The 19,472-nt window shown below is 37.9% G+C and carries 17 protein-coding genes and 1 tRNA gene; 6 read left to right on the forward strand and 12 right to left on the reverse strand.

All coding sequences use genetic code 11. From position 1 onward, the window contains the following. Positions 1-11 precede the first annotated feature (11 nt). Complete coding sequence (locus OB69_RS14380; protein WP_053224446.1) at positions 12-407, reverse strand: START-like domain-containing protein; 396 nt, start codon at positions 405-407, stop codon at positions 12-14. Positions 408-632: 225 nt separating this feature from the next. Between OB69_RS14380 and OB69_RS14385 the strand changes: the two genes are divergently transcribed. Further along, positions 633-706 (forward strand) — tRNA-Met (locus OB69_RS14385). A gap of 148 nt (positions 707-854) precedes the next feature. Here OB69_RS14385 and rplT read toward each other — a convergent pair. From rplT to OB69_RS14435, 10 genes are all read right to left on the reverse strand, one after another. Further along, positions 855-1,199 (reverse strand): 50S ribosomal protein L20, encoded by a 345-nt coding sequence (gene rplT, locus OB69_RS14390; protein ID WP_053224447.1) that lies wholly within the window; start codon positions 1,197-1,199, stop codon positions 855-857. 85 nt (positions 1,200-1,284) lie between these two features. Then, positions 1,285-1,479: a 50S ribosomal protein L35 gene (gene rpmI / locus OB69_RS14395; protein WP_053224448.1), complete on the reverse strand. Its 195-nt coding sequence runs from the start codon at positions 1,477-1,479 to the stop codon at positions 1,285-1,287. Positions 1,480-1,506: 27 nt separating this feature from the next. Further along, positions 1,507-2,052, reverse strand: a complete 546-nt coding sequence (infC, locus tag OB69_RS14400; RefSeq protein ID WP_053224449.1) for a translation initiation factor IF-3 — start codon at positions 2,050-2,052, stop codon at positions 1,507-1,509. Between the two features lie 93 nt (positions 2,053-2,145). Further along, positions 2,146-4,101, reverse strand: coding sequence for a threonine--tRNA ligase (gene thrS / locus OB69_RS14405; protein ID WP_053224450.1), 1,956 nt, complete (start codon positions 4,099-4,101; stop codon positions 2,146-2,148). A 147-nt stretch (positions 4,102-4,248) separates the two neighbouring features. After that, complete coding sequence (locus OB69_RS14410) at positions 4,249-6,738, reverse strand: DUF5686 and carboxypeptidase-like regulatory domain-containing protein (RefSeq protein WP_053224451.1); 2,490 nt, start codon at positions 6,736-6,738, stop codon at positions 4,249-4,251. A 77-nt stretch (positions 6,739-6,815) separates the two neighbouring features. Next, complete coding sequence (locus OB69_RS14415) at positions 6,816-7,499, reverse strand: TrmH family RNA methyltransferase (RefSeq protein WP_245620829.1); 684 nt, start codon at positions 7,497-7,499, stop codon at positions 6,816-6,818. 157 nt (positions 7,500-7,656) lie between these two features. Next, complete coding sequence (locus OB69_RS14420; RefSeq protein WP_053224453.1) at positions 7,657-10,356, reverse strand: DNA gyrase/topoisomerase IV subunit A; 2,700 nt, start codon at positions 10,354-10,356, stop codon at positions 7,657-7,659. A 63-nt stretch (positions 10,357-10,419) separates the two neighbouring features. Then, positions 10,420-10,803 (reverse strand): GxxExxY protein, encoded by a 384-nt coding sequence (locus OB69_RS14425; RefSeq protein WP_053224454.1) that lies wholly within the window; start codon positions 10,801-10,803, stop codon positions 10,420-10,422. A gap of 46 nt (positions 10,804-10,849) precedes the next feature. Next, positions 10,850-12,715 (reverse strand): DNA topoisomerase IV subunit B, encoded by a 1,866-nt coding sequence (locus tag OB69_RS14430; protein ID WP_053224455.1) that lies wholly within the window; start codon positions 12,713-12,715, stop codon positions 10,850-10,852. 177 nt (positions 12,716-12,892) lie between these two features. Continuing rightward, the gene (locus OB69_RS14435; RefSeq protein ID WP_053224456.1) at positions 12,893-13,360 is read right to left on the reverse strand and encodes a hypothetical protein; all 468 of its coding nucleotides are present in this window, start codon (positions 13,358-13,360) and stop codon (positions 12,893-12,895) included. 152 nt (positions 13,361-13,512) lie between these two features. Between OB69_RS14435 and OB69_RS14440 the strand changes: the two genes are divergently transcribed. After that, positions 13,513-14,526 (forward strand): pirin family protein, encoded by a 1,014-nt coding sequence (locus tag OB69_RS14440; protein WP_053224457.1) that lies wholly within the window; start codon positions 13,513-13,515, stop codon positions 14,524-14,526. A 243-nt stretch (positions 14,527-14,769) separates the two neighbouring features. Next, the gene (locus OB69_RS14445) at positions 14,770-15,699 is read left to right on the forward strand and encodes a bile acid:sodium symporter family protein (protein WP_053224458.1); all 930 of its coding nucleotides are present in this window, start codon (positions 14,770-14,772) and stop codon (positions 15,697-15,699) included. Between the two features lie 27 nt (positions 15,700-15,726). Here OB69_RS14445 and OB69_RS14450 read toward each other — a convergent pair whose 3' ends face one another. Further along, positions 15,727-16,320, reverse strand: coding sequence for a DUF922 domain-containing protein (locus tag OB69_RS14450; protein ID WP_082338189.1), 594 nt, complete (start codon positions 16,318-16,320; stop codon positions 15,727-15,729). Positions 16,321-16,402: 82 nt separating this feature from the next. Here OB69_RS14450 and OB69_RS14455 point away from each other — a divergent pair, with 82 nt between their 5' ends. The 3 genes from OB69_RS14455 (at position 16,403) to OB69_RS14465 (ending at position 19,425) form a co-directional block, all read left to right on the forward strand. After that, complete coding sequence (locus OB69_RS14455; RefSeq protein ID WP_053224460.1) at positions 16,403-16,909, forward strand: GNAT family N-acetyltransferase; 507 nt, start codon at positions 16,403-16,405, stop codon at positions 16,907-16,909. Between the two features lie 898 nt (positions 16,910-17,807). Next, a complete protein-coding gene (locus tag OB69_RS18990; RefSeq protein ID WP_394324657.1) occupies positions 17,808-18,959 on the forward strand; it encodes a DUF4221 family protein in 1,152 nt (383 codons plus the stop codon). Positions 18,960-18,963: 4 nt separating this feature from the next. Next, positions 18,964-19,425 (forward strand): GNAT family N-acetyltransferase, encoded by a 462-nt coding sequence (locus OB69_RS14465; protein ID WP_053224462.1) that lies wholly within the window; start codon positions 18,964-18,966, stop codon positions 19,423-19,425. Positions 19,426-19,472 lie beyond the last annotated feature (47 nt).

The raw sequence follows: 19,472 nt of genomic DNA on the forward strand, positions 1-19,472 counted from the left end.
AACCTAATTGATTAACCTCCAATAATCTCTTTCAAGTTATGTACAGTATTTTCCCAAAGGTCTTGCTGCTCTTCTGGATCGTCTATATCTGAATAATCAGTAATTTGAATAAATACTGACTGGGTTAACTCCCCAATCAACAGCCTTAACTCGATATAGGAAGGATCATCCTCATCCTCTTCTGTTTCTGGGAGAAATTCGAATTTAACAAAGTGGTTCGTCTTTTGAGAGGCCTTAGTCGCTTTAAACTCTTCTCCATCCCACAAAAAGCTATAGACTTTATCTTCATTGATATTTACATCTTCAGCAAACCATTGCGCCAACCCGCTTGCCGTGCTCAAATACGGAAAAAGTATTTTTTGAGAGGCATTCACTTCAAACTCTGTTACAAACTTATTCTTTGCCATATTAAAAAACTTATGTCGATAATATAGAACTAATAAAGGAATACAACAAACTAAAAAGTCGACAAAGGAAATTAAGAAGGTTGAGCATTAATCCACCTCATTATTGGGTTGTTAAATCACCCGTTTTTTAGCACTCTAAAACCTTTCAATAAAGTTGAATAAAATTCTTCAATTCCTATTGCATTTTCTTTACTCTAATTCGTATGTTTGCACTCCGATTTTGAAGGCGAGGTAGCTCAGTTGGTTAGAGCGCAGGATTCATAACCCTGAGGTCACGGGTTCAACTCCCGTCCTCGCTACAAAAAAGCCCAGTTCATTTATGAGCTGGGCTTTATTTTTGCCCAAAACTTGATCATTGCCTTAAGGCTGAATTCCCATTAAAAATTGGGCAATAAAAAACCCCAGCCTAGGCCGGGGTCTTCCACTCTATATCTTATGGAGTTTATCTTACTTCACTTTCTCTACTACTGCTTTGAAAGCTTCTGGGTGATTCATAGCTAAATCAGCTAAAACCTTACGGTTAAGTTCAATGCCTGATTTACCAATAGCTCCCATTAACTGAGAATATGACATCCCGTGCAATCTTGCACCTGCATTGATTCTTTGAATCCAAAGTTTTCTAAACTCTCTTTTCTTTGCTTTTCTATCTCTGTATGCAAACTGAAGACCTTTCTCTATCTGGTTCTTCGCTACTGTCCATACATTCTTTTTTCTACCAAAATAGCCCTTGGCCATTTTGAGTATTCTTTTCCTTTTTGCTCTTGACGCTACCGCGTTTACTGATCTTGGCATAATTTTAATTTTTTTGACCTTTGGTGTCTCATTTTACTGAGTACTTAAAACCAAACATCTGGTGAAACAATAACCTTAATGGGTCTTAAATGTTGAGCATTGCTTTAACGTTATTCTCATCCGACTTATGAACAAGTCCTGTGCCGGTAAGATTACGTTTTTGCTTCGTTTCTTTCTTGGTTAGGATATGGCTTTTGAAAGCATGCTTTCTTTTGATCTTGCCAGACCCTGTCAATTTGAAACGCTTTTTAGCTCCTGATTTAGTTTTTGCTTTAGGCATTTTAAATTTATTTAATAAATACTGGTTCTACTTTTTTATGGCCTTAGGAGTAAGGTAAAGAAACATTCTTTTTCCTTCCAATTTAGGCAGCTGCTCAACCTTTGCATATTCTTCTAAGGCTTGGGCAAACTTCAATAATAAAATCTCACCTCTTTCCTTATACACAATAGTTCTTCCTCTAAAATGAACATAGGCCTTAACCTTTGAACCGTCTTTTAGAAACCCTATAGCATGGTTAAGCTTAAAGTTGAAATCATGATCATCCGTATTGGGACCGAATCTGATTTCTTTAATCACAGTTTTAGAAGCCTTGGCCTTTATTTCCTTTTGCTTCTTCTTCTGATCATACTTAAACTTAGAGTAGTCAACAATCTTACAAACAGGCGGGTCTGCCTTGGGAGAAATCTCTACCAGATCAAGTCCTTGATCTCTAGCCATTTGAAGTGCTTTATCTATATCATAGACGTCTACTTCAACGTTCTCGCCAACTACCCGCACCTTAGGTGCAAGAATCTTAAGATTGACTTTGTATGGCTCTTCTACCCTGCCTCTCGGGGGGTATTTTCTCCTCATTTTTGCGATGTTAACCTCCTTCTTTTGTTAAAATGACTGCAAATATCGGTATAATTTTCTAATAATCAATACTCCGATATTGAGCAGGTAAAATTATTGAATATTTAGCGACTTGGATTTCTCTTTGGCAAAATAATCAACAAATGATTCTATGCTCATAGTACCTACATCACCTTGACCATGTCTTCTCACGGCCACTTCGTTGTTATCTCTTTCCTTTTCGCCAACGATAAGCATCAAAGGTATCTTTTTCACTTCAGCATCACGGATTTTTCTTCCAATCTTTTCATCTCTGTGATCAACAAAACCTGTAATATCTTCTGACTGAAGCTTATTATATAATTCTTGAGCATAATCGGCATACTTTTCAGAAATAGGAAGAATTGCTACTTGATCTGGTGTTAACCAAAGTGGAAATTCTCCTGCACAATGCTCAATCAATACTGCTACAAATCTTTCTAAAGAGCCAAAAGGGGCTCTGTGAATCATTACTGGTCTATGCTTTTGGTTATCTGAGCCAGTGTATTCTAATTCAAAACGTTCAGGAAGGTTGTAATCTACCTGAATTGTTCCTAATTGCCACTTTCTACCTAAAGCATCTTTCACCATGAAATCAAGTTTAGGCCCATAAAATGCCGCTTCACCTAATTCGGTTACTGTGTTTAGATTTTTTTCTGCGGCCGCTTCTACAATGGCCGACTCTGCCTTATGCCAAGCTTCATCGTTACCAATATATTTTTGCTTATTTTCCGGATCTCTTAAAGAAATTTGTGCCGTAAAATTCTCGAAACCAAGTGATTCAAAAACATAAAGTACTAAATCAATTACCTTAATAAACTCTTCTTTTACCTGATCTTCGGTACAGAAAATATGAGCGTCATCTTGAGTAAAACCTCTTACACGGGTTAAACCATGTAACTCTCCACTTTGTTCGTACCTATAAACAGTACCAAATTCGGCTAAGCGCACTGGCAGCTCCTTATATGAGCGTGGTTTTGATTTATATATTTCGCAATGATGAGGACAGTTCATTGGTTTTAACAAGAACTCCTCGCCTTCGTTAGGCGTTTTTATAGGTTGAAATGAATCAGCCCCGTATTTCTCATAGTGACCAGAAGTTACGTATAAGTTTTTAGAGCCGATATGAGGAGTAACCACAGGATCGTAGCCAGCTTTTACTTGTGCCTTACGCATAAAAGTTTCTAGTCTTTCGCGAAGCTTAGCTCCTTTAGGTAACCAAAGCGGAAGCCCTAACCCTACTTTTTGTGAAAAAGTAAAAAGCTCCAATTCCTGACCTAGTTTTCTGTGATCACGTTTTTTTGCTTCTTCCAACATGTGAAGGTATTCAGTCAATTCCTTTTGTTTAGGAAAAGTAATTCCATACAAACGTGTGAGTTGCTTGTTGTTTTCGTCACCTCGCCAGTAAGCTCCGGCAATGCTCAACACCTTAGCAGCCTTTATAAAGCCAGTGTTTGGAATATGAGGTCCACGACATAGGTCAGTAAAATTACCTTGTTGGTAAAATGTAATTGAACCGTCTTCTAAACCTTCCAAAAGGTCTAGTTTATATTCGTCATCCTTTTCCTTGAAGTAAGCAATTGCATCTGCTTTACTTACTTCTGATCTTTTGTATTCATTTTTCTGACGGGCCAACTCTAACATTTTGGCCTCAATTTTTTCTAAATGAGAATGGTCAAATTCTTGATTTTCACCAAAATCAACATCGTAATAAAAACCATTTTCAATTGATGGGCCAATCCCGAATTTAATCCCAGGATAAAGAGCTTCTAGCGCTTCGGCCATCAAGTGCGCAGATGAATGCCAAAAAGTTGCCTTTCCTTCATCATTATTCCACGTCAATAGTTTTACATCCGAGTCGGATTCTATCGGTCTATTGGCATCTCTTACCTCGCCATTTATTTCGGCTGCCAATACATTTCTGGCCAAACCTTCACTAATACTTAAGGCTACGTCCATTGCTGAACTTCCTTTGGCAAATTCTTTTACAGTTCCGTCTGGAAGGGTAATTTTTATACTTTCTGCACTCATAATTAATTTCACCAAATGCTACAAACCATTTGGATTTGATTCATGATTCTTTCGAATCGCAAATATGCAATATTATTTAGGTTAATCCTTTGAACCAAGCCCCAAATCTCGGCCAATTCTTACTAAAGTGATTTTTAGATTTCTTGTTTAAAGTGAAAGGTTAAAACTCACCTTTATTTGCCTTTTCTTAATATCTGGATTATCAAGATAGGTAAGTCGTTGGAAAAAATCGACTCTAAAAAATTTAAAGATGTTTTCTACTCCAATTCCAACCTCTGAATATGGCTTATTTGGATCTAGGCTCAAGAAATCAACTGTGGGTTGTGCGGCCAAAGTACTCTCACTAATATCTCCATAAAGTATGTTACCACTGGCTACCATTCTCCATTTAAGCCTTTTTAAGAGTGGAATTCTGTTTAAAATAAAACCTTCGAAGAAATGCTGATAGCGCATGGAAACATATTGCTGACTTACAAATTCGTAGAAATTCATGGTATTGAAAGCAAAACTGGCATAAACGGGTTGCTCATTACCAATATGAGCCGTTAACAAAGGATACGGAACATCTTCAAAAACCTTACTGGCCGTAATTTGATAATGCGAAATACCCCAAAAACCCATCTTCAGCCGTTGAGAAATTCCAACATCGAGTTTATTATAATCAAAATCACCACCTAAAGGCCCCTTAAAACCACGCGTATACCCCACAATGAAGGTTGGCCAACGTACAGTTCCCAAACTAATTCTACTGTTATCGTTTATGATAAAGGTTTCGTCTTTAGCGTATTTTAGCTTTAAAGTAGCTTCAGTGCTGATAAACTCGGTTCCAATTGGCGATGTAATATCTGAAGGCTCGGTGTAATAACTAAAACCATCATACAGCGGAGTGAAGTCTTGGTTTTTCAACCTTAAACTAAAAGAAAAAGGCTTAGACAATTGACTGGTCAAGTCGATCTGATAGGTTTCATAGGCAAATGGGCGAATAAGGTTTCCCAGCTGACTTAGTGCTACAAAAGCATTTGCATTGTCGAAATCTGTAATTCCGTCTGGTTGCAGGCCCAGTTGATCAATATCTTTTCTATAGTTGGCTGATATGGTAGTCCACTTTTTTCTAGAAATAAAATGGGTGGCGCCTAAACCATATTTAAAGTTTTTGTCTTTAAAACCATAAGCCAAATATCCATTGAGTTGCCATTTTAAGCTGAAATGTTCATTTGTTCTTCCGCCAATGCGGGTTCTAAACCCTTCTACATCATTTGAAGAAACCAACACTGGCCAAGGCCCTAAGTCTAATTGCCCCACTTCTACATAACCTCTAGCAAATGTTTTGAGCAACTCTGTCCAAGTTTTTACAATGGGAATTTGCTTTAAGGAGTCGATCATTGCAATTACACTGATCTCGGTTGTCGTCAGTGAGTCGTGTCTATTTTCTATCCAAAACTGTTCATCAGAAATTCGCGCATCTTCTTCTAATTCAATTGTTCGTTCAAAAAACTTATTGGGTTTAGGTTCTGTAAGTGCAAGGTTTTTATTTGAAGAATAGAACTTAGCCAAAAAACCAGCTGATTTCTTTGTGATTTCTGATACATCAATCAGAATTCTTGACTTTACAGGAAGCCAAGCTCCGCCTTCCATTCGTTCTAGCTCTTGCTGTATCTTGATCTTCTCTATAAAATTAAGGTTAGCGGTCGGTTGCATTGTCGCATCCATTCGCTTCAAACCAAAATCTTCTTTGGCAATCCACATGGTGCCTACAAAGGCCAATTCCTGATCATTTTTTGGCTTGAAATCAAGCACGTAGCAGAACTCACCATCTAAACTCACACTGTCTGTTAAGTCGTAGTCGTAGATCAGTCGCCAGCCATCTCCTATTGGTGAGGCGAACTCTTTTTCCACGATGTTCATCCTGTTTTGGTAGAAATTATATTCCTGAAACGATGAACCTATTACTTGAGAAATGAGTGAACCGTCTTCGATTCCGATTCCGGTGATTTTGGTTTTGATTATTTGTTCTTTCTGTAGCCTAGGGTTAGACCTGAAATAGAATTTTGAAAGTGATTCTGAAATAAAAAGCGGCAGAATAGGCTTGCCATCTTCTCCAGCAATAATGTCGATACTATCGAGTACTGAAGTCACTTTTTGCATGTACTTCTTCTTTCTGAACTCTTCTGTAATATTATCTACATCGATTTCAATCTTGTTATACGACTCGTATTCGTATGCCTCTAGTCTTCTTTTATCATTCTTGTTTTTATTATCTATTACGCTGCGCATAATTGCAAAGGCAGGGTTTTCGGCCCTACCTGACAGCACCACGAAGTCAGCCAAACTAGTGGCTTTTGGTTGTAACTGAACATTGATTACTTGGGTGACTCCTTTCTCGTAGCGTTTCTTACGGGTTTCGTAACCCACATAAGAGAAAAGGACTGTATCTGATTCAGCTTGCCCTTTAAGCTCATAGTTACCGTCAAAATCGGTAGCCATTCCAATCTGACTCCCCTGAATAACCACCGTAGCAAAAGGTACTGGGTCACCAGTTTCGGCATCGGTTACTTTACCTCGAATAATGGTTTGCTGCGCAAAGACGAAACTTGTGGTAAAGCAGAATAGCAGTGTAAAAATGTGTTTTGATTTCAAACTCTTGAGTTTCTGAGGTTATTAGTGCTTAACGCTGGTTGGCTTAAAAAGTATACTGACCTATTCATATTCTGTTGTCAACCATTATTATTAATAGAATGTTCCTTTATATAATTTTTTATATGGAGATCTGACCTCTTCACAATGCGTTGGTACCATTCGAATTTAAGGTCTTCTTTTTCTTGTTCTGTCAAATGCCATTGCACATCGCTTTCGCGAAGTCTTCTGACCAAATCTTGTAAAACCATGGCCACGCTTACCGACATATTAAATGACTCTGTAAAGCCGTACATGGGAATGTGAACCAGTTCATCTACTTCATTTTTGGTATTGTCTGAAATACCTTCCAGTTCTGTCCCAAAAATGATGGCGGTTTTTTCAGTAATATCTAACTCATGTATAGATGTAGAATTCTGGTCTGGGGTTGTACCTACTAACCTATATTTTTTTTCTCTTAAATCGTTTAAGCAGTTCGAGCTACTTTGTTCTCCCCTGTCGTATTTGTGCAATGTAACCCAATTGGATGCGCCACGCACAATATTTGGGTTGATGTGGTAGTCGTGAAGCTTCTGACTGATATGTAAATCTTGTACTCCAAAGCAATCGCAAGTTCTTAAAACGGCACTGGCATTGTGCGAATGATAGACATCTTCTAACACTACGGTTAAATGCCTTGTACGTTCAGAAAGCACCTTGTTGATAAGGTTAACCTTATTTTCGGTAACGAATTCTTCAAGAATTTTTATAAGTTCTGCCTGCAAAACACTTATTGAATTAGATCGCAAAAGTAATGAAAAACAAAAGCTACCAGCGTTTTACCGGTAGCTTTTAATTTCACAAACAATATCCTTCAACCTTTGGCACGTTTTAACATGCTTACAGCTAAAAAACAGTTATTCAGGGATTTACCCCTATTATTTAAAATAGATCAATGGTTTCGCCTACATTAAAACCACCGCCTTCTTTACCCTTTGGTTTATCTTCTTTGGTCTCTTTGGCCTGTTCTGGCTTTGGAGCATCTGACTTCGGTGCTTCAGTTTTCACCTCATTTTGGTCAACGGCTTTTGGCGTTGGGTTTTGGTCAGAATTATCAGTCTGTGTTTTGGCCTTCGACTTATCCTTGCTGTTAAGCAAAGTCACTTTTTTCACTGAATGTTGAGAAATTTTATTCCCCATGGCCTTCCAGCCTTTCACATCAATCACCATGTCCAAATCAACAGTCATGGTTTGTCTTTCCTTAGCGCCTTTTACCGTATAAGTTACCTCCACCTGAGGCTGCGGCACCGTAGTGGCTAAAAGCAACTTGGCTCCTTTTTCTTCGCTTATGAAACCAAATTTTTTATCCATTGTGCTGGTTTCAATTTGAAAACGTTTTACCAAATGATATTGGGCATCGGGATCGTAGTGAATAGCCGAAATAACACCTTCTGGATCGAATTTTTCAATCAGCATGATTTTATCCGCTTCATAACGATTGGTTAATTCAAAAGAGGTCAATTCATATTCTCCCGAGTCGTAGATTACAAGAATTTTGTCCTCACTTTGGAAATTACCTAAGTATTCACCACGTTCGTCACGGTTAATTCTTCCGATAGAATCGTCATACCAAATATCTACTCCACCCAAAGTAGATTTACCTTCCATTTTGAGCTGAATTTTGCGCACAGGGTATCTGGTTGCTATATTTCCTCCAGCGCCTCTTCCCTTGATCTCAATTTCAGAAAAATCAAAGTCGAAAACTTTCACCCTAGCTTTACAACCAGAGGTAAGGTAGATCGTTACAAGCTCAGCTTCGCCATTTGGATTGGCGGTAAAGTAAAGTACTTTTGATCCTCGTTCACCCTTTGTGAGGTCATATTCCTTGTCGCGAGTAACGCCCAACACTTGGAATCGCTTAACCATACTTCGGCCAGTTTTTCCATCGAGGTAAATCATATTATACACCATGCGCTCGTCATTCTTATTGAATACGCCTACATGAATAATATCTTTGCCTACAAATATTTTATCGGAGATTCGAACCACCTGGAATTTCCCATCCTTACGGAATACGATTACATCATCAATATCGGAGCAATCGCAAACAAACTCGTCTTTTTTCATTCCGTAACCGATAAAACCTTCGGCACGGTTTACATAGAGCTTGGCATTATTGGCCGCAACAACAGTTGCTGCAATACTTTCGAACGACTTGATTTCGGTTCTACGCTCTCTGCCTTTCCCGAATTTTTCTAGTAATTTTTCGTGGTAAGCAATTGCATACTCTACTAGGTTAGCCAAATTATATTCTACCTCAGCCAGTTCATCTTGAAGACGTTTCATCAATTCATCAGCTTTAAAAGCATCGAATTTTGAAATTCGTTTGATCTTAATTTCGGTAAGTCTTACGATATCTTCCTCAGTAATTTCACGATAGAAATCAGGCTTAAATGGATCTAAGCCTTTATCGATTGTAGCAATTACGGCCTCCCAAGTTTCACATTCTTCAATATCGCGGTAGATTCTATTTTCGATGAAAATCTTTTCTAATGAAGAGAAAAGAAGCTTTTCGAGGAGTTCGCCTTTTCTAATTTCTAGCTCTCGTTTTAATAAATCTACCGTCTGATTGGTACATATTTTCAGCACCTCTGTAACCCCTATAAAATGAGGCTTGTCTTCAATAATTACACAGCAGTTTGGAGAAATGCTCACCTCGCAATCGGTAAATGCATAAAGTGCATCAATGGTAATATTAGGCGACTGACCTGGTGCCAATTCGATGTAGATTTCTACGTCTTCGGCAGTATTATCCACCACCTTTTTAATCTTGATTTTCCCTTTGTCGTTGGCCTTAATAATCGAGTCAATCACGCTCGTGGTTGTTGTTCCGAAGGGAATATCTTTAATAATTAGGCTCTTCTTATCTTCTTCATGAATTTTGGCTCTTACCTTAATTTTACCTCCTCTAAGGCCATCGTTGTATTCTGAAAAATCGGCCATACCACCCGTAGGAAAATCAGGGTACAGCTTTACACTTTTGCCCTGTAATACCTTAATAGTGGCTTGAATAAGCTCAATAAAATTGTGCGGAAGAATTTTTGTAGAAAGGCCTACTGCGATTCCCTCAACCCCCTGCGCCAAAAGCATTGGGAATTTAACAGGCAATGTAACTGGCTCTTTTTTACGACCATCATAGGAAAGCTGCCAATTGGTGGTTTGCGGATTGAAGACGACCTCTAATGCAAATTTAGAAAGTCTGGCTTCGATATACCTTGCCGCGGCTGCACTGTCACCTGTACGGATATCGCCCCAGTTTCCTTGGGTTTCAATCAGTAAATCTTTCTGACCTATGTTTACAATGGCATCACCAATGGAAGCATCCCCATGCGGGTGATACTGCATGGTTTGTCCAATAACGTTGGCCACTTTATTGAAACGGCCATCGTCCATCTCTTTCATAGCATGGAGAATCCTGCGTTGCACAGGTTTATAACCATCCTCAATGGCTGGCACAGCCCTTTCCAAAATTACATACGAAGCATAATCGAGAAACCAGTCTTCGTACATGCCAGAAACCGGCCTTACTTCCTGTAGCCCTCTCTCCTCTCCGTTGTTCAATTCTTCAGTATTCTCAGTCATATTCATCTTGGATCAGAATTATACAGAATCTGAAAATTTTCAAGATTCACAGCTACCCAAAAGCTATTTCTGATCTTGGTATTTTGGGTTAAACATTAATTTGTATTCAAGGCTTTTGCCACCAAAATTGATAAGCAAGCCTTTCGGAAAATCGTAAGCCACAGTATAGTTCTTCGCCTGAGCCAAATGAGCATCTTCCAACCGAACCAAAGCTTTTAACTCTACCACCACCCGATCTTCAATAATGAAATCTGCTCTACGAGTCCCGACTTCAATTCCATCATAAAAAACTACTTGTTCCTGTTCTCTTTGATAACCTATACTTGCTCTTTCCAATTCAATAGCCAAACAGCGTTGGTATATGACTTCTTGAAAACCAGGACCTAAAGTATTATGAACTTTCATAGCGCAACCGATAACTGCATATGTCAGCTCATCTTTCTCCATTCTGTAATTTTTAAAATTCTTTAAATTCTGATTTAGACATATATTCTTAAACAGTTTCTGTCACCAAGTCTTTCTCAACTTTTAGTCGGTCGATGATGAAGTTTTGACGATCTGGTGTGTTTTTACCCATATAGAACTTTAGTAATTCTTCAATGCTAGTGTCCTTTCTTAGAATGATAGGTTCTAAACGCATTTCGGCATTAATAAAGCCTTTGAATTCTTCGGGCGAAATTTCACCTAAACCTTTGAATCGCGTGATTTCAGGCTTATTGCCGAGCTTAGACACAGCCGTTTGCTTTTCTTCTTCGCTATAGCAATAAATTGTTTCCTTCTTATTTCGAACCCTAAACAAAGGTGTTTCTAAAATATAGACGTGACCTCTCCTTACCAAGTCGGGAAAAAACTGAAGGAAGTATGTTAAGAGTAACAGACGAATATGCATTCCATCCACATCGGCATCGGTGGCAATTACGATTTTATCATAGCGCAAACCTTCTAGCCCATCTTCAATATTTAGTGCATGTTGAAGTAGGTTAAATTCTTCATTTTCATACACTACCTTTTTAGAATATCCGTAACAGTTTAAAGGCTTTCCTCTCAAACTAAATACGGCCTGAGTTTGCACATTTCTAGATTTTGTAATTGAACCACTGGCAGAATCTCCTTCGGTAATGAACAATGTAGTCGCGTTTCTCAAGTCATCATCACCCTTCTTATCATCGAGGTGAATACGGCAATCTCTAAGCTTTTTATTATGCAGGTTAGCCTTCTTTGCCCTTTCATTCGCCAATTTCTTAATTCCCGCTATCTCCTTTCTTTCACGTTCTGACTGAAGAATTCGCTTTAATAGCAGGTTAGCAGTGTCTGGGTTTTTGTGTAGAAAATCGTCAAGTGCTTTTTTCACAAAGTCGTTCACAAAAGTTCTCATGGTTGGGCCATCAGGCGCAACATTTTGCGAACCTAGTTTGGTTTTGGTCTGCGACTCGAAAACAGGTTCTTGCACCCTAACGGCAATTGCACCTACGATAGAAGCGCGAACATCGGTGGCTTCAAAGTTCTTGTTATAGAATTCTCTAACGGTTTTCACTACGGCCTCTCTAAAAGCCGCTTGATGCGTTCCGCCCTGAGTGGTATATTGCCCATTTACAAACGAATAGTAATCCTCGCCATATTGATTGCTATGCGACATAGCGATTTCAATATCTTCACCCTTAAGGTGAATCACGGGGTACCTTAAACTGTCGGCATTGGTTTTTCTTAACAACAGATCGTAAAGACCTTTTTCTGAATGGTATTTGGTTCCGTTAAAATTAATGGTGAGTCCAGCGTTCAAGAAACTGTAGTTCCAAATCAAATCATCAAGGTATTCTGGAATGAAATGGTAATTCTTGAAAATGGTATCATCGGGCCTGAAAACAATAAGGGTTCCGTTTCGGCCACTGCTCGTAGTTTCGGGTTCATCATTCTTAATTTCTCCCCTTTCAAATTCGGCTACTTTGGTGCGACCATCGCGATAAGATTGTACCTTGAAAAAACTAGAAAGTGCATTTACAGCTTTTGTACCCACTCCGTTAAGACCAACAGACTTTTGAAAAGCACCGCTGTCATATTTACCACCCGTGTTGATTTTGGAAACACAATCGACCACTTTACCGAGTGGAATACCACGACCGTAATCGCGCACTTCCACCTTAAGTTCAGATACTTTCACATCGATGGTTTTACCAAAACCCATCATGTGTTCGTCAATACTGTTATCGATTACTTCTTTTACTAGTACATAAATACCATCGTCTTGGGCACTACCGTCTCCCAATTTACCGATGTACATTCCTGGTCTAAGTCTGATATGTTCTTTCCAATCGAGGGACCGAATACTATCCTCGGTATAATTCGCTACTTCATTCGCCATTCAAAAACTCCAATAAGATTCAAGTAGAAATTCTGTGCTGTTCCGCACAAATTAAGGCGGAAGTTAAAATATAAAAACTAAAAAGTCACTATTGACTTTGCCCAATAAAAACCTTAAAACAGCTTAAGGAATTGAATGTCAAGTAATGATAAATATGAGGTGAGTTATTTTTATCTTTTAGTTTCTTCGTACCGAAAGAATTTTAACCAAATAGAAAAACCAAAACACCAAAAGGATTGGCCCTATGTAGAGATAAACGCTTAGAACATCTAGTTTGAGTTCGTTCATATTCATGTAGCCTATGAAGAATACAATTGTGGTGAACATGATATTCAAAATTCCGGCAAAACCTCTTACCCATGTGATTACATCTGTTTTAAGTCCTTTATTTCGAATCCCAACACCTTCATCTGAAGTCTTAATTTTCTTAAGCACTTTGATAAATGACACACAGATTACATTGGCCACCAGAAAGATAATTACACTTGAAAAAAAGAAGGTGTTTCTATCTACAAGCTCTAGGGCCGACCCATCACCATCGAATCTATAAGAGACCTGACCAGCTAAAGAAGCATAAGCCCAGATAAGGGCGGCCAAAAAGATGAGATAACTTGCCGTTCTTATAAACCCAACTAACTTGTCCATTCGATTTTAATTTGGCGCGAAGATAACAATTGTTATCATTTAAGGCATGGATATCAGCGTATATTGACTGTATTCATTCAGAATTTAATTACTGAAAACAAAAAGGAAACCTTCTGAGTAATTTACATGTTGGTACATCTAAATAAGAAATTATGAGCAACTCTATTCTATCCGTTCAACCTTTGACATTCCCATGGCAAACGAGCGATCCCTTTCTTTTCTGTGCTTTTCATAAAGACAATTACCCAAAAGGGAATGGTCAAATGGGGCCAAACGCAAGCCTTTCGGGGCGGAATTTAGGTTCGGACTTTGCAGGAAAGGATGGCTGGAGTATGTACCACGGACAAAGCGTACCCGGTTTTCCTGCCCATCCGCACAGAGGTTTTGAAACTGTTACGATTGCAGAAAAAGGATTAGTAGATCATTCCGATTCACTTGGTGCTGCCGGCCGTTTTGGTAATGGCGATGTGCAATGGATGACGGCAGGCAAAGGTGTTCAGCATTCAGAAATGTTTCCATTGCTGAATGAAACTGAAGAAAATCCATTAGTACTTTTTCAGATTTGGTTAAATCTGCCCAAAGTCAATAAATTGGTGGAGCCGCATTTCGCTATGCTTTGGAGTGAAGACATCCCTGTTTTTACACACACAGACGCTCACGGAAATATGACTAAAGTGAATGTTATCAATGGTAAAATTGAGCATTACGTTTCTCCCTCTCCAGCCCCTGACTCTTGGGCAGCAAATCCAGAAAACGAAGTAGCTATATGGACAATTGTGCTGTCTCCAGATGCAGAATGGCAATTACCAACAGCTTCAGCAGGAGTGAATAGAAGTTTGTATTTCTATGCTGGTGAAGACATGGAAATAGATGGTAGCACAGTAAAAAGAGGCAACACGATTAAACTAGACGCCACCAAAGCAACAACAGTATTAAATGGAAAAGAAGAGTCTAAACTCTTGATGTTGCAAGGAAAGCCAATAGGCGAACCAGTAGCACAATACGGTCCGTTTGTAATGAATAGTAATGCCGAAATTCAGCAGGCAATGCAAGAATACCAAAACACACATTTTGGGGGTTGGCCATGGCCTACACACGATCATACGCACGACAAAAGCAAAGGACGCTTTGCCCTACACGCAGATGGAAAAGAGGAAATTAAATAGAATTGGTGGTCAGAGAATTAAACCTCCCAGTCCTTTTTGTGATTGCTAACTTTATTGTTTGGAAGGATCATTGGAGAAATGATTGCAAATACGAACAACACCAATACAAAACCGATAATCAACATAGCTTTTTAATTTGACGCGAAATTGGTGAATTCTTCTTTATAAGGAAAGTAGAATTTAAGTTTATTCACCTCACGTAATCAAATTTGTTATCACCGTGTTCTTCTTTAGTTTTGGCGGATGTCTACACTCGAACAAGTCCGAATTAACTTTAGCAATGACAGCGTTGGCCTTCTGAATTTTTGTCTAGGGTTTATCATGTTTGGCGTTGCCCTAAACCTTAAAAAAGACAACTTCATTAGCCTAATCAATAACAAAAAGGCTGTTTTCACTGGTTTGGCGAGTCAGTTTCTTTTGCTTCCCGCCTTTACCTTTTTATTAATCTTTTTAATTAAGCCTCATCCTGGGTTAGCCTTGGGAATGATATTGGTAGCAGCCTGCCCTGGTGGTAATGTTTCTAATTTCTATTCAATGGTAGGGAAAGGGAATATCGCATTATCAGTTACCCTTACAGCAATTGCTACGGTTGTTGCTGCATTCGCTACCCCGTTTAACTTTAGTTTTTGGGGTAACTTATCTCCTGAAACATCTGAAATCATAAAAAGCATAGGCTTGAGTTTTACAGACATGTTTAAAACGGTATCTATAATTTTAGTATTCCCCCTCCTGCTTGGACTGCTTGTAAGTAGCAAAACACCCAAAATTGCAAGCATGATAGAAAAGCCTGTCAAGGTAATTTCCTTTGTTATCCTAATGGCTTTTATTGCGGTTGCTACCATAGATAACCTTGATGTTTTCAAAAACTACATTCATTATGTAGTTGCACTGGTGTTACTACACAACCTGATGGCTCTAGGAATTGGCTATTTTACTGGCAAACTCTTCAAAAACAGCGAACAGGATTGCAGAACTATATCTATTGAAACTGGGGTTCAAAATGGAGGGTTGGCCCTTGTACTTATCTTTAACTTCTTTGACGGAAATGGGCCAATGGCACTTATTGCAGCTTGGTGGGGAGTTTGGGATATTTTCTCTGGCTATATCATAGCCTCGCTTTTCGCCTACCGTTCAAAGCGTTCAACAAATAAATTAAAACAAGTTATTAAATAAACATATTTAAATAACATCATATATTAATTATTTGTTTTGAACGACCTTCAAACTGTTTAATACTTCTTGTTTCCAACGGGCTTGTTCCAACTTATGCTTTCCGTGATTGCTTTCCCGATCATACTGTCTTGAATAAGCATTGAACTCAGCCAAAATACGACTAATCTCTGCTCTGTATACAACAGCATTTTTCTCTTGACTCTGTTGAAGCTTAATGATTTCGTGCTCTATTTTTCTTCGATAAAGCTCCGCTATATCAAAATGTAGCTGTTCATGTTTAAGCAAATCCAAATTTGTAGTATCCGATGTCCATGAATGAGGCTTTCTAAAAAGCACCTTAATTTCAAACTCTGGCAAACCATTTCTCATGTAACCCTTCACAGAATGCTTTACCTTTGTTAAGGCCATACTTCCTTTAAGCCGAATACGTCTGTAAGTGTAATCTTTCCATTCTAATGGACGCGATTCACTCCATTCAATCATTGTCTCGGTCTCAATTACCTCTTCCATTTGACCAAAAACTGGCATTGCAAATACAATGAAAACAAATAGGCAATACAGCTTTGACAAGCGACCGTTCATACCGAAAACTACTTTAACCATTTCACATCTCCAATTCATTTATAAATTGACAAAGAGTAAATTACTTTGTTATCTGTTATTAGAGTTCTATTCACTAAATTAAAACGACATTATTTCCAACATGATTGTTTTAGAAACAGAACGCTTACGCCTCGAAGAAGGCTCTCTAAATGACCAAGTGTTTATTTTCAATTTATTGAACAGTCCTAACTGGATTGAATTTATTGGCGACCGAGGGATTAAATCGCTAACCGATGCCGAAAACTATATTAACAACACACTAATCAAAAGCTATAAGGAGGTGGGGTTTGGGCTTTACAAAGTCATTTTAAAACAAGACAACTCCCCTATTGGTCTGTGTGGATTTTTGCAACGTGATTATTTAGATCATCCCGACATTGGATACGCTATTCTACCCAAGTATGAAGGAAAGGGTTATACTTCCGAAGCAGCTAAAGCCATGCTTGACTATGGAAAAAGTACACTGGGCTTTAAGACCATTTTGGCCATTACAAGTTCAAAGAATACTGCTTCCCAACATCTATTACATAAAATCGGACTGAACAGAAAGTACAACGAAAAGTACACCAAGGAAGGCAATGAACTCTTATTTAGTATTGATTACTGATAAATTCCCATAAAATACTTCAAGCCCAAATCGAAGATCTTGAAGTACTCAATTGTATCTCTTTTGCAGATAAACAGATTTAAAAAATAAAGTCAACTAGCTCCCCAAAAGCATGTAACAACCCTTTGACTCCTCACTATAATTCAAAATATTCCGGACTCTATTAGGATAGAAAGAAATCATTTAATTCATCGAACCTCCCTCTTCCTATAAATGTGAATATCAAAATCTAGGATTCTCATTTATTTTAAACACACATTTAAATAGATTAATCATTATTTAGTACTATTATATTTAATTTTAAAATTACATTCTCATATATTTAACAAAGAAGGCACCTCAACATCCTAGGTCATGAGTTGACTTTGAGTTTAATGTCTAATGAAAATCAAAAATTATGAAACCCATTAAGAGAAAAATTAGAGTAGCTTGTTTTTAACTAGCTATCGCATTAGCATCCTTATTCTTAATATCACCATTCGCCACTGCTCAAGTAAGGTTTGCGTATGCTGGTGACATGAAAGCTAAGTATGAAGGGAAGGAGTTTTACATCTACATTTACTGTAACAAGTACGAGGGAGATACTTGCACGTCTGCTGATGGAGCAACTTGGTTACATATCCCTAATCCATCTAGCTGGTTAAAAATGCTTGTTCGAGAATAACAACCAGATTCAGCTAGTTACGGATTTAAAAACCTTAGGTTGAACTAACCTAAAAGCGGAAAATAGTGGTGATTTCTCAGTTGCCCTTCTTATGAGTAACGAGAACACCACTACTTAGTATTTAAAAGAGCAATAAATCAATGCATTATGATTGTTTAGAAGTTAAAAAAGCACAACGAAGCCCTTGATTTCAACCTGACTAACAATTAATAAAAACCCCAATTGTACCTTCTTATGTTGAACTATCAGAAACTACCCATATTATTTCTTTTACTAATAACTTTGAGTTGTCAGGACTCTAACAAGATCGAAAATATCAATTACCAAAAAATATCAGACATAGATACCCTCTTTGTTGATAAGAGTCAGAATTTTACTTACTCACCTATGCCAAGATGGCAAACAAGGATATTACAAGACACTTCTTATTTTATTTTATCGGCAACAAATGGAGAGGGTTTACAGCTCCTTATTATTGACAACTACACTTTTGATTACAAAAACGTTATCACCATTCCTCAATATGGACCAAATGGGTTTAAAACCAACTCACCGAGTTTCTACTGGCATAACTCAGATTCCATTTTTTTATTTCCAACATCCTTGAATAAAGTCTTTCTTTATAATCGCAATTCGGAGTTGACACATACATATAGTTTTGACTCAGAGGCAATAATGAGCTTTGATACAAATGAGCAACAGCAGGGGGGAGTATTACTCGACTCTATACTTTACATTAATACAATACCTCATTCTAATCCAAACAGCCTTCAATTCACTAGCAATACATATGTTACTCATACACTTAACCTAAACAACAATGAATTTAAGGTGTGGTCTGGTTACCCTAAAAAGCATATTAACAGAATTCTTCCCACATCATTTTTAGGAGGTCAGATCATTAATGCTTTTGATAGCTTACTTTTAATCAATAACTACCACTCTGATTCTATTGAATTCTTCAATATTAACTCAAGAAAATTCGAAAAAGTAAGTGCCGGAATGACTGGATATAATCATTTAGAGGGGCTCAAAAAACCCATTGATAACAGAAGCGTTAATAGTCTGGTTATACAGTTGAAATACCCTAATTACTATAAAATATTATTCGATCCATACAGTAATTCAGTATACAGATTTTCGAGACATATAAACCCCAACTATGACAATTACTCCGATGGAGAGATATTAAATGAATTAGAAAATAACAACTCAAAATTGTTGCAGAATACGTTAATCGTGATTGGCCCCAAATTGACCAAACGATATTATCAATTGCCCTTCAACATAGAGTATGCATTTCCAAGTAAAGATGGCTTGATAGTTCAAATTTCATCCCTAGAGCTTGAAGATAAAGATGTTTACTTGATGCTAAGACTTAACTAGTAATATGAATTCCACTAAAGTATTCAAGGCCCAAATCGAAGAAATCGACATACTCAATCGAATATCTTTCGCCTCCAAGCAACATTGGGGTTATCCTGAAGAATGGATGGAATTATGGAAAGAGGATTTACTGCTCACTGAGCACGATTTTGAAGTACAGCAGATTTACAAATTGGTACTGGAAAAAATGATTATTGGCTTTTGCGCTATTCAAGAATTGGACGAAGCTTATGATGTCACAAATCTTTGGATCGCACCTTCACATATTGGTCATGGTTTTGGCAAGCAGCTCCTCTCCTTCTGCATTGAAAAAGTAGTAAGGAATGACAAACCGATCATAGTAGAAGCAGACCCAAATGCTGAAGCATTTTATGCCAGCCAAGGTTTTGTTACATATGGTCAAAAGGAAAGCTTGCCTAAAGGACGCTTCTTGCCAGTGATGAAAAAGACGTTATCGCATAATTAACTGGCCATTTGAAATAACTATATTTCTTAAAATCACTACTTTTAAAG

Source organism: Roseivirga seohaensis subsp. aquiponti, from assembly GCF_001267955.1.
Taxonomy (GTDB): Bacteria; Bacteroidota; Bacteroidia; order Cytophagales; family Cyclobacteriaceae; genus Roseivirga; species Roseivirga seohaensis.

Bases quoted from the DNA above. Each gene is read 5' to 3' on its own strand.
- OB69_RS14380 (WP_053224446.1), bottom strand. From the start codon at position 407: ATGGCAAAGAATAAGTTTGTAACAGAGTTTGAAGTGAATGCCTCTCAA.
- rplT (WP_053224447.1), bottom strand. From the start codon at position 1,199: ATGCCAAGATCAGTAAACGCGGTAGCGTCAAGAGCAAAAAGGAAAAGA.
- rpmI (WP_053224448.1), bottom strand. From the start codon at position 1,479: ATGCCTAAAGCAAAAACTAAATCAGGAGCTAAAAAGCGTTTCAAATTG.
- infC (WP_053224449.1), bottom strand. From the start codon at position 2,052: ATGAGGAGAAAATACCCCCCGAGAGGCAGGGTAGAAGAGCCATACAAA.
- thrS (WP_053224450.1), bottom strand. From the start codon at position 4,101: ATGAGTGCAGAAAGTATAAAAATTACCCTTCCAGACGGAACTGTAAAA.
- OB69_RS14420 (WP_053224453.1), bottom strand. From the start codon at position 10,356: ATGACTGAGAATACTGAAGAATTGAACAACGGAGAGGAGAGAGGGCTA.
- OB69_RS14425 (WP_053224454.1), bottom strand. From the start codon at position 10,803: ATGGAGAAAGATGAGCTGACATATGCAGTTATCGGTTGCGCTATGAAA.
- OB69_RS14430 (WP_053224455.1), bottom strand. From the start codon at position 12,715: ATGGCGAATGAAGTAGCGAATTATACCGAGGATAGTATTCGGTCCCTC.
- OB69_RS14435 (WP_053224456.1), bottom strand. From the start codon at position 13,360: ATGGACAAGTTAGTTGGGTTTATAAGAACGGCAAGTTATCTCATCTTT.
- OB69_RS14440 (WP_053224457.1), top strand. From the start codon at position 13,513: ATGAGCAACTCTATTCTATCCGTTCAACCTTTGACATTCCCATGGCAA.
- OB69_RS14445 (WP_053224458.1), top strand. From the start codon at position 14,770: ATGTCTACACTCGAACAAGTCCGAATTAACTTTAGCAATGACAGCGTT.
- OB69_RS14450 (WP_082338189.1), bottom strand. From the start codon at position 16,320: ATGAATTGGAGATGTGAAATGGTTAAAGTAGTTTTCGGTATGAACGGT.
- OB69_RS14455 (WP_053224460.1), top strand. From the start codon at position 16,403: ATGATTGTTTTAGAAACAGAACGCTTACGCCTCGAAGAAGGCTCTCTA.
- OB69_RS18990 (WP_394324657.1), top strand. From the start codon at position 17,808: ATGTTGAACTATCAGAAACTACCCATATTATTTCTTTTACTAATAACT.
- OB69_RS14465 (WP_053224462.1), top strand. From the start codon at position 18,964: ATGAATTCCACTAAAGTATTCAAGGCCCAAATCGAAGAAATCGACATA.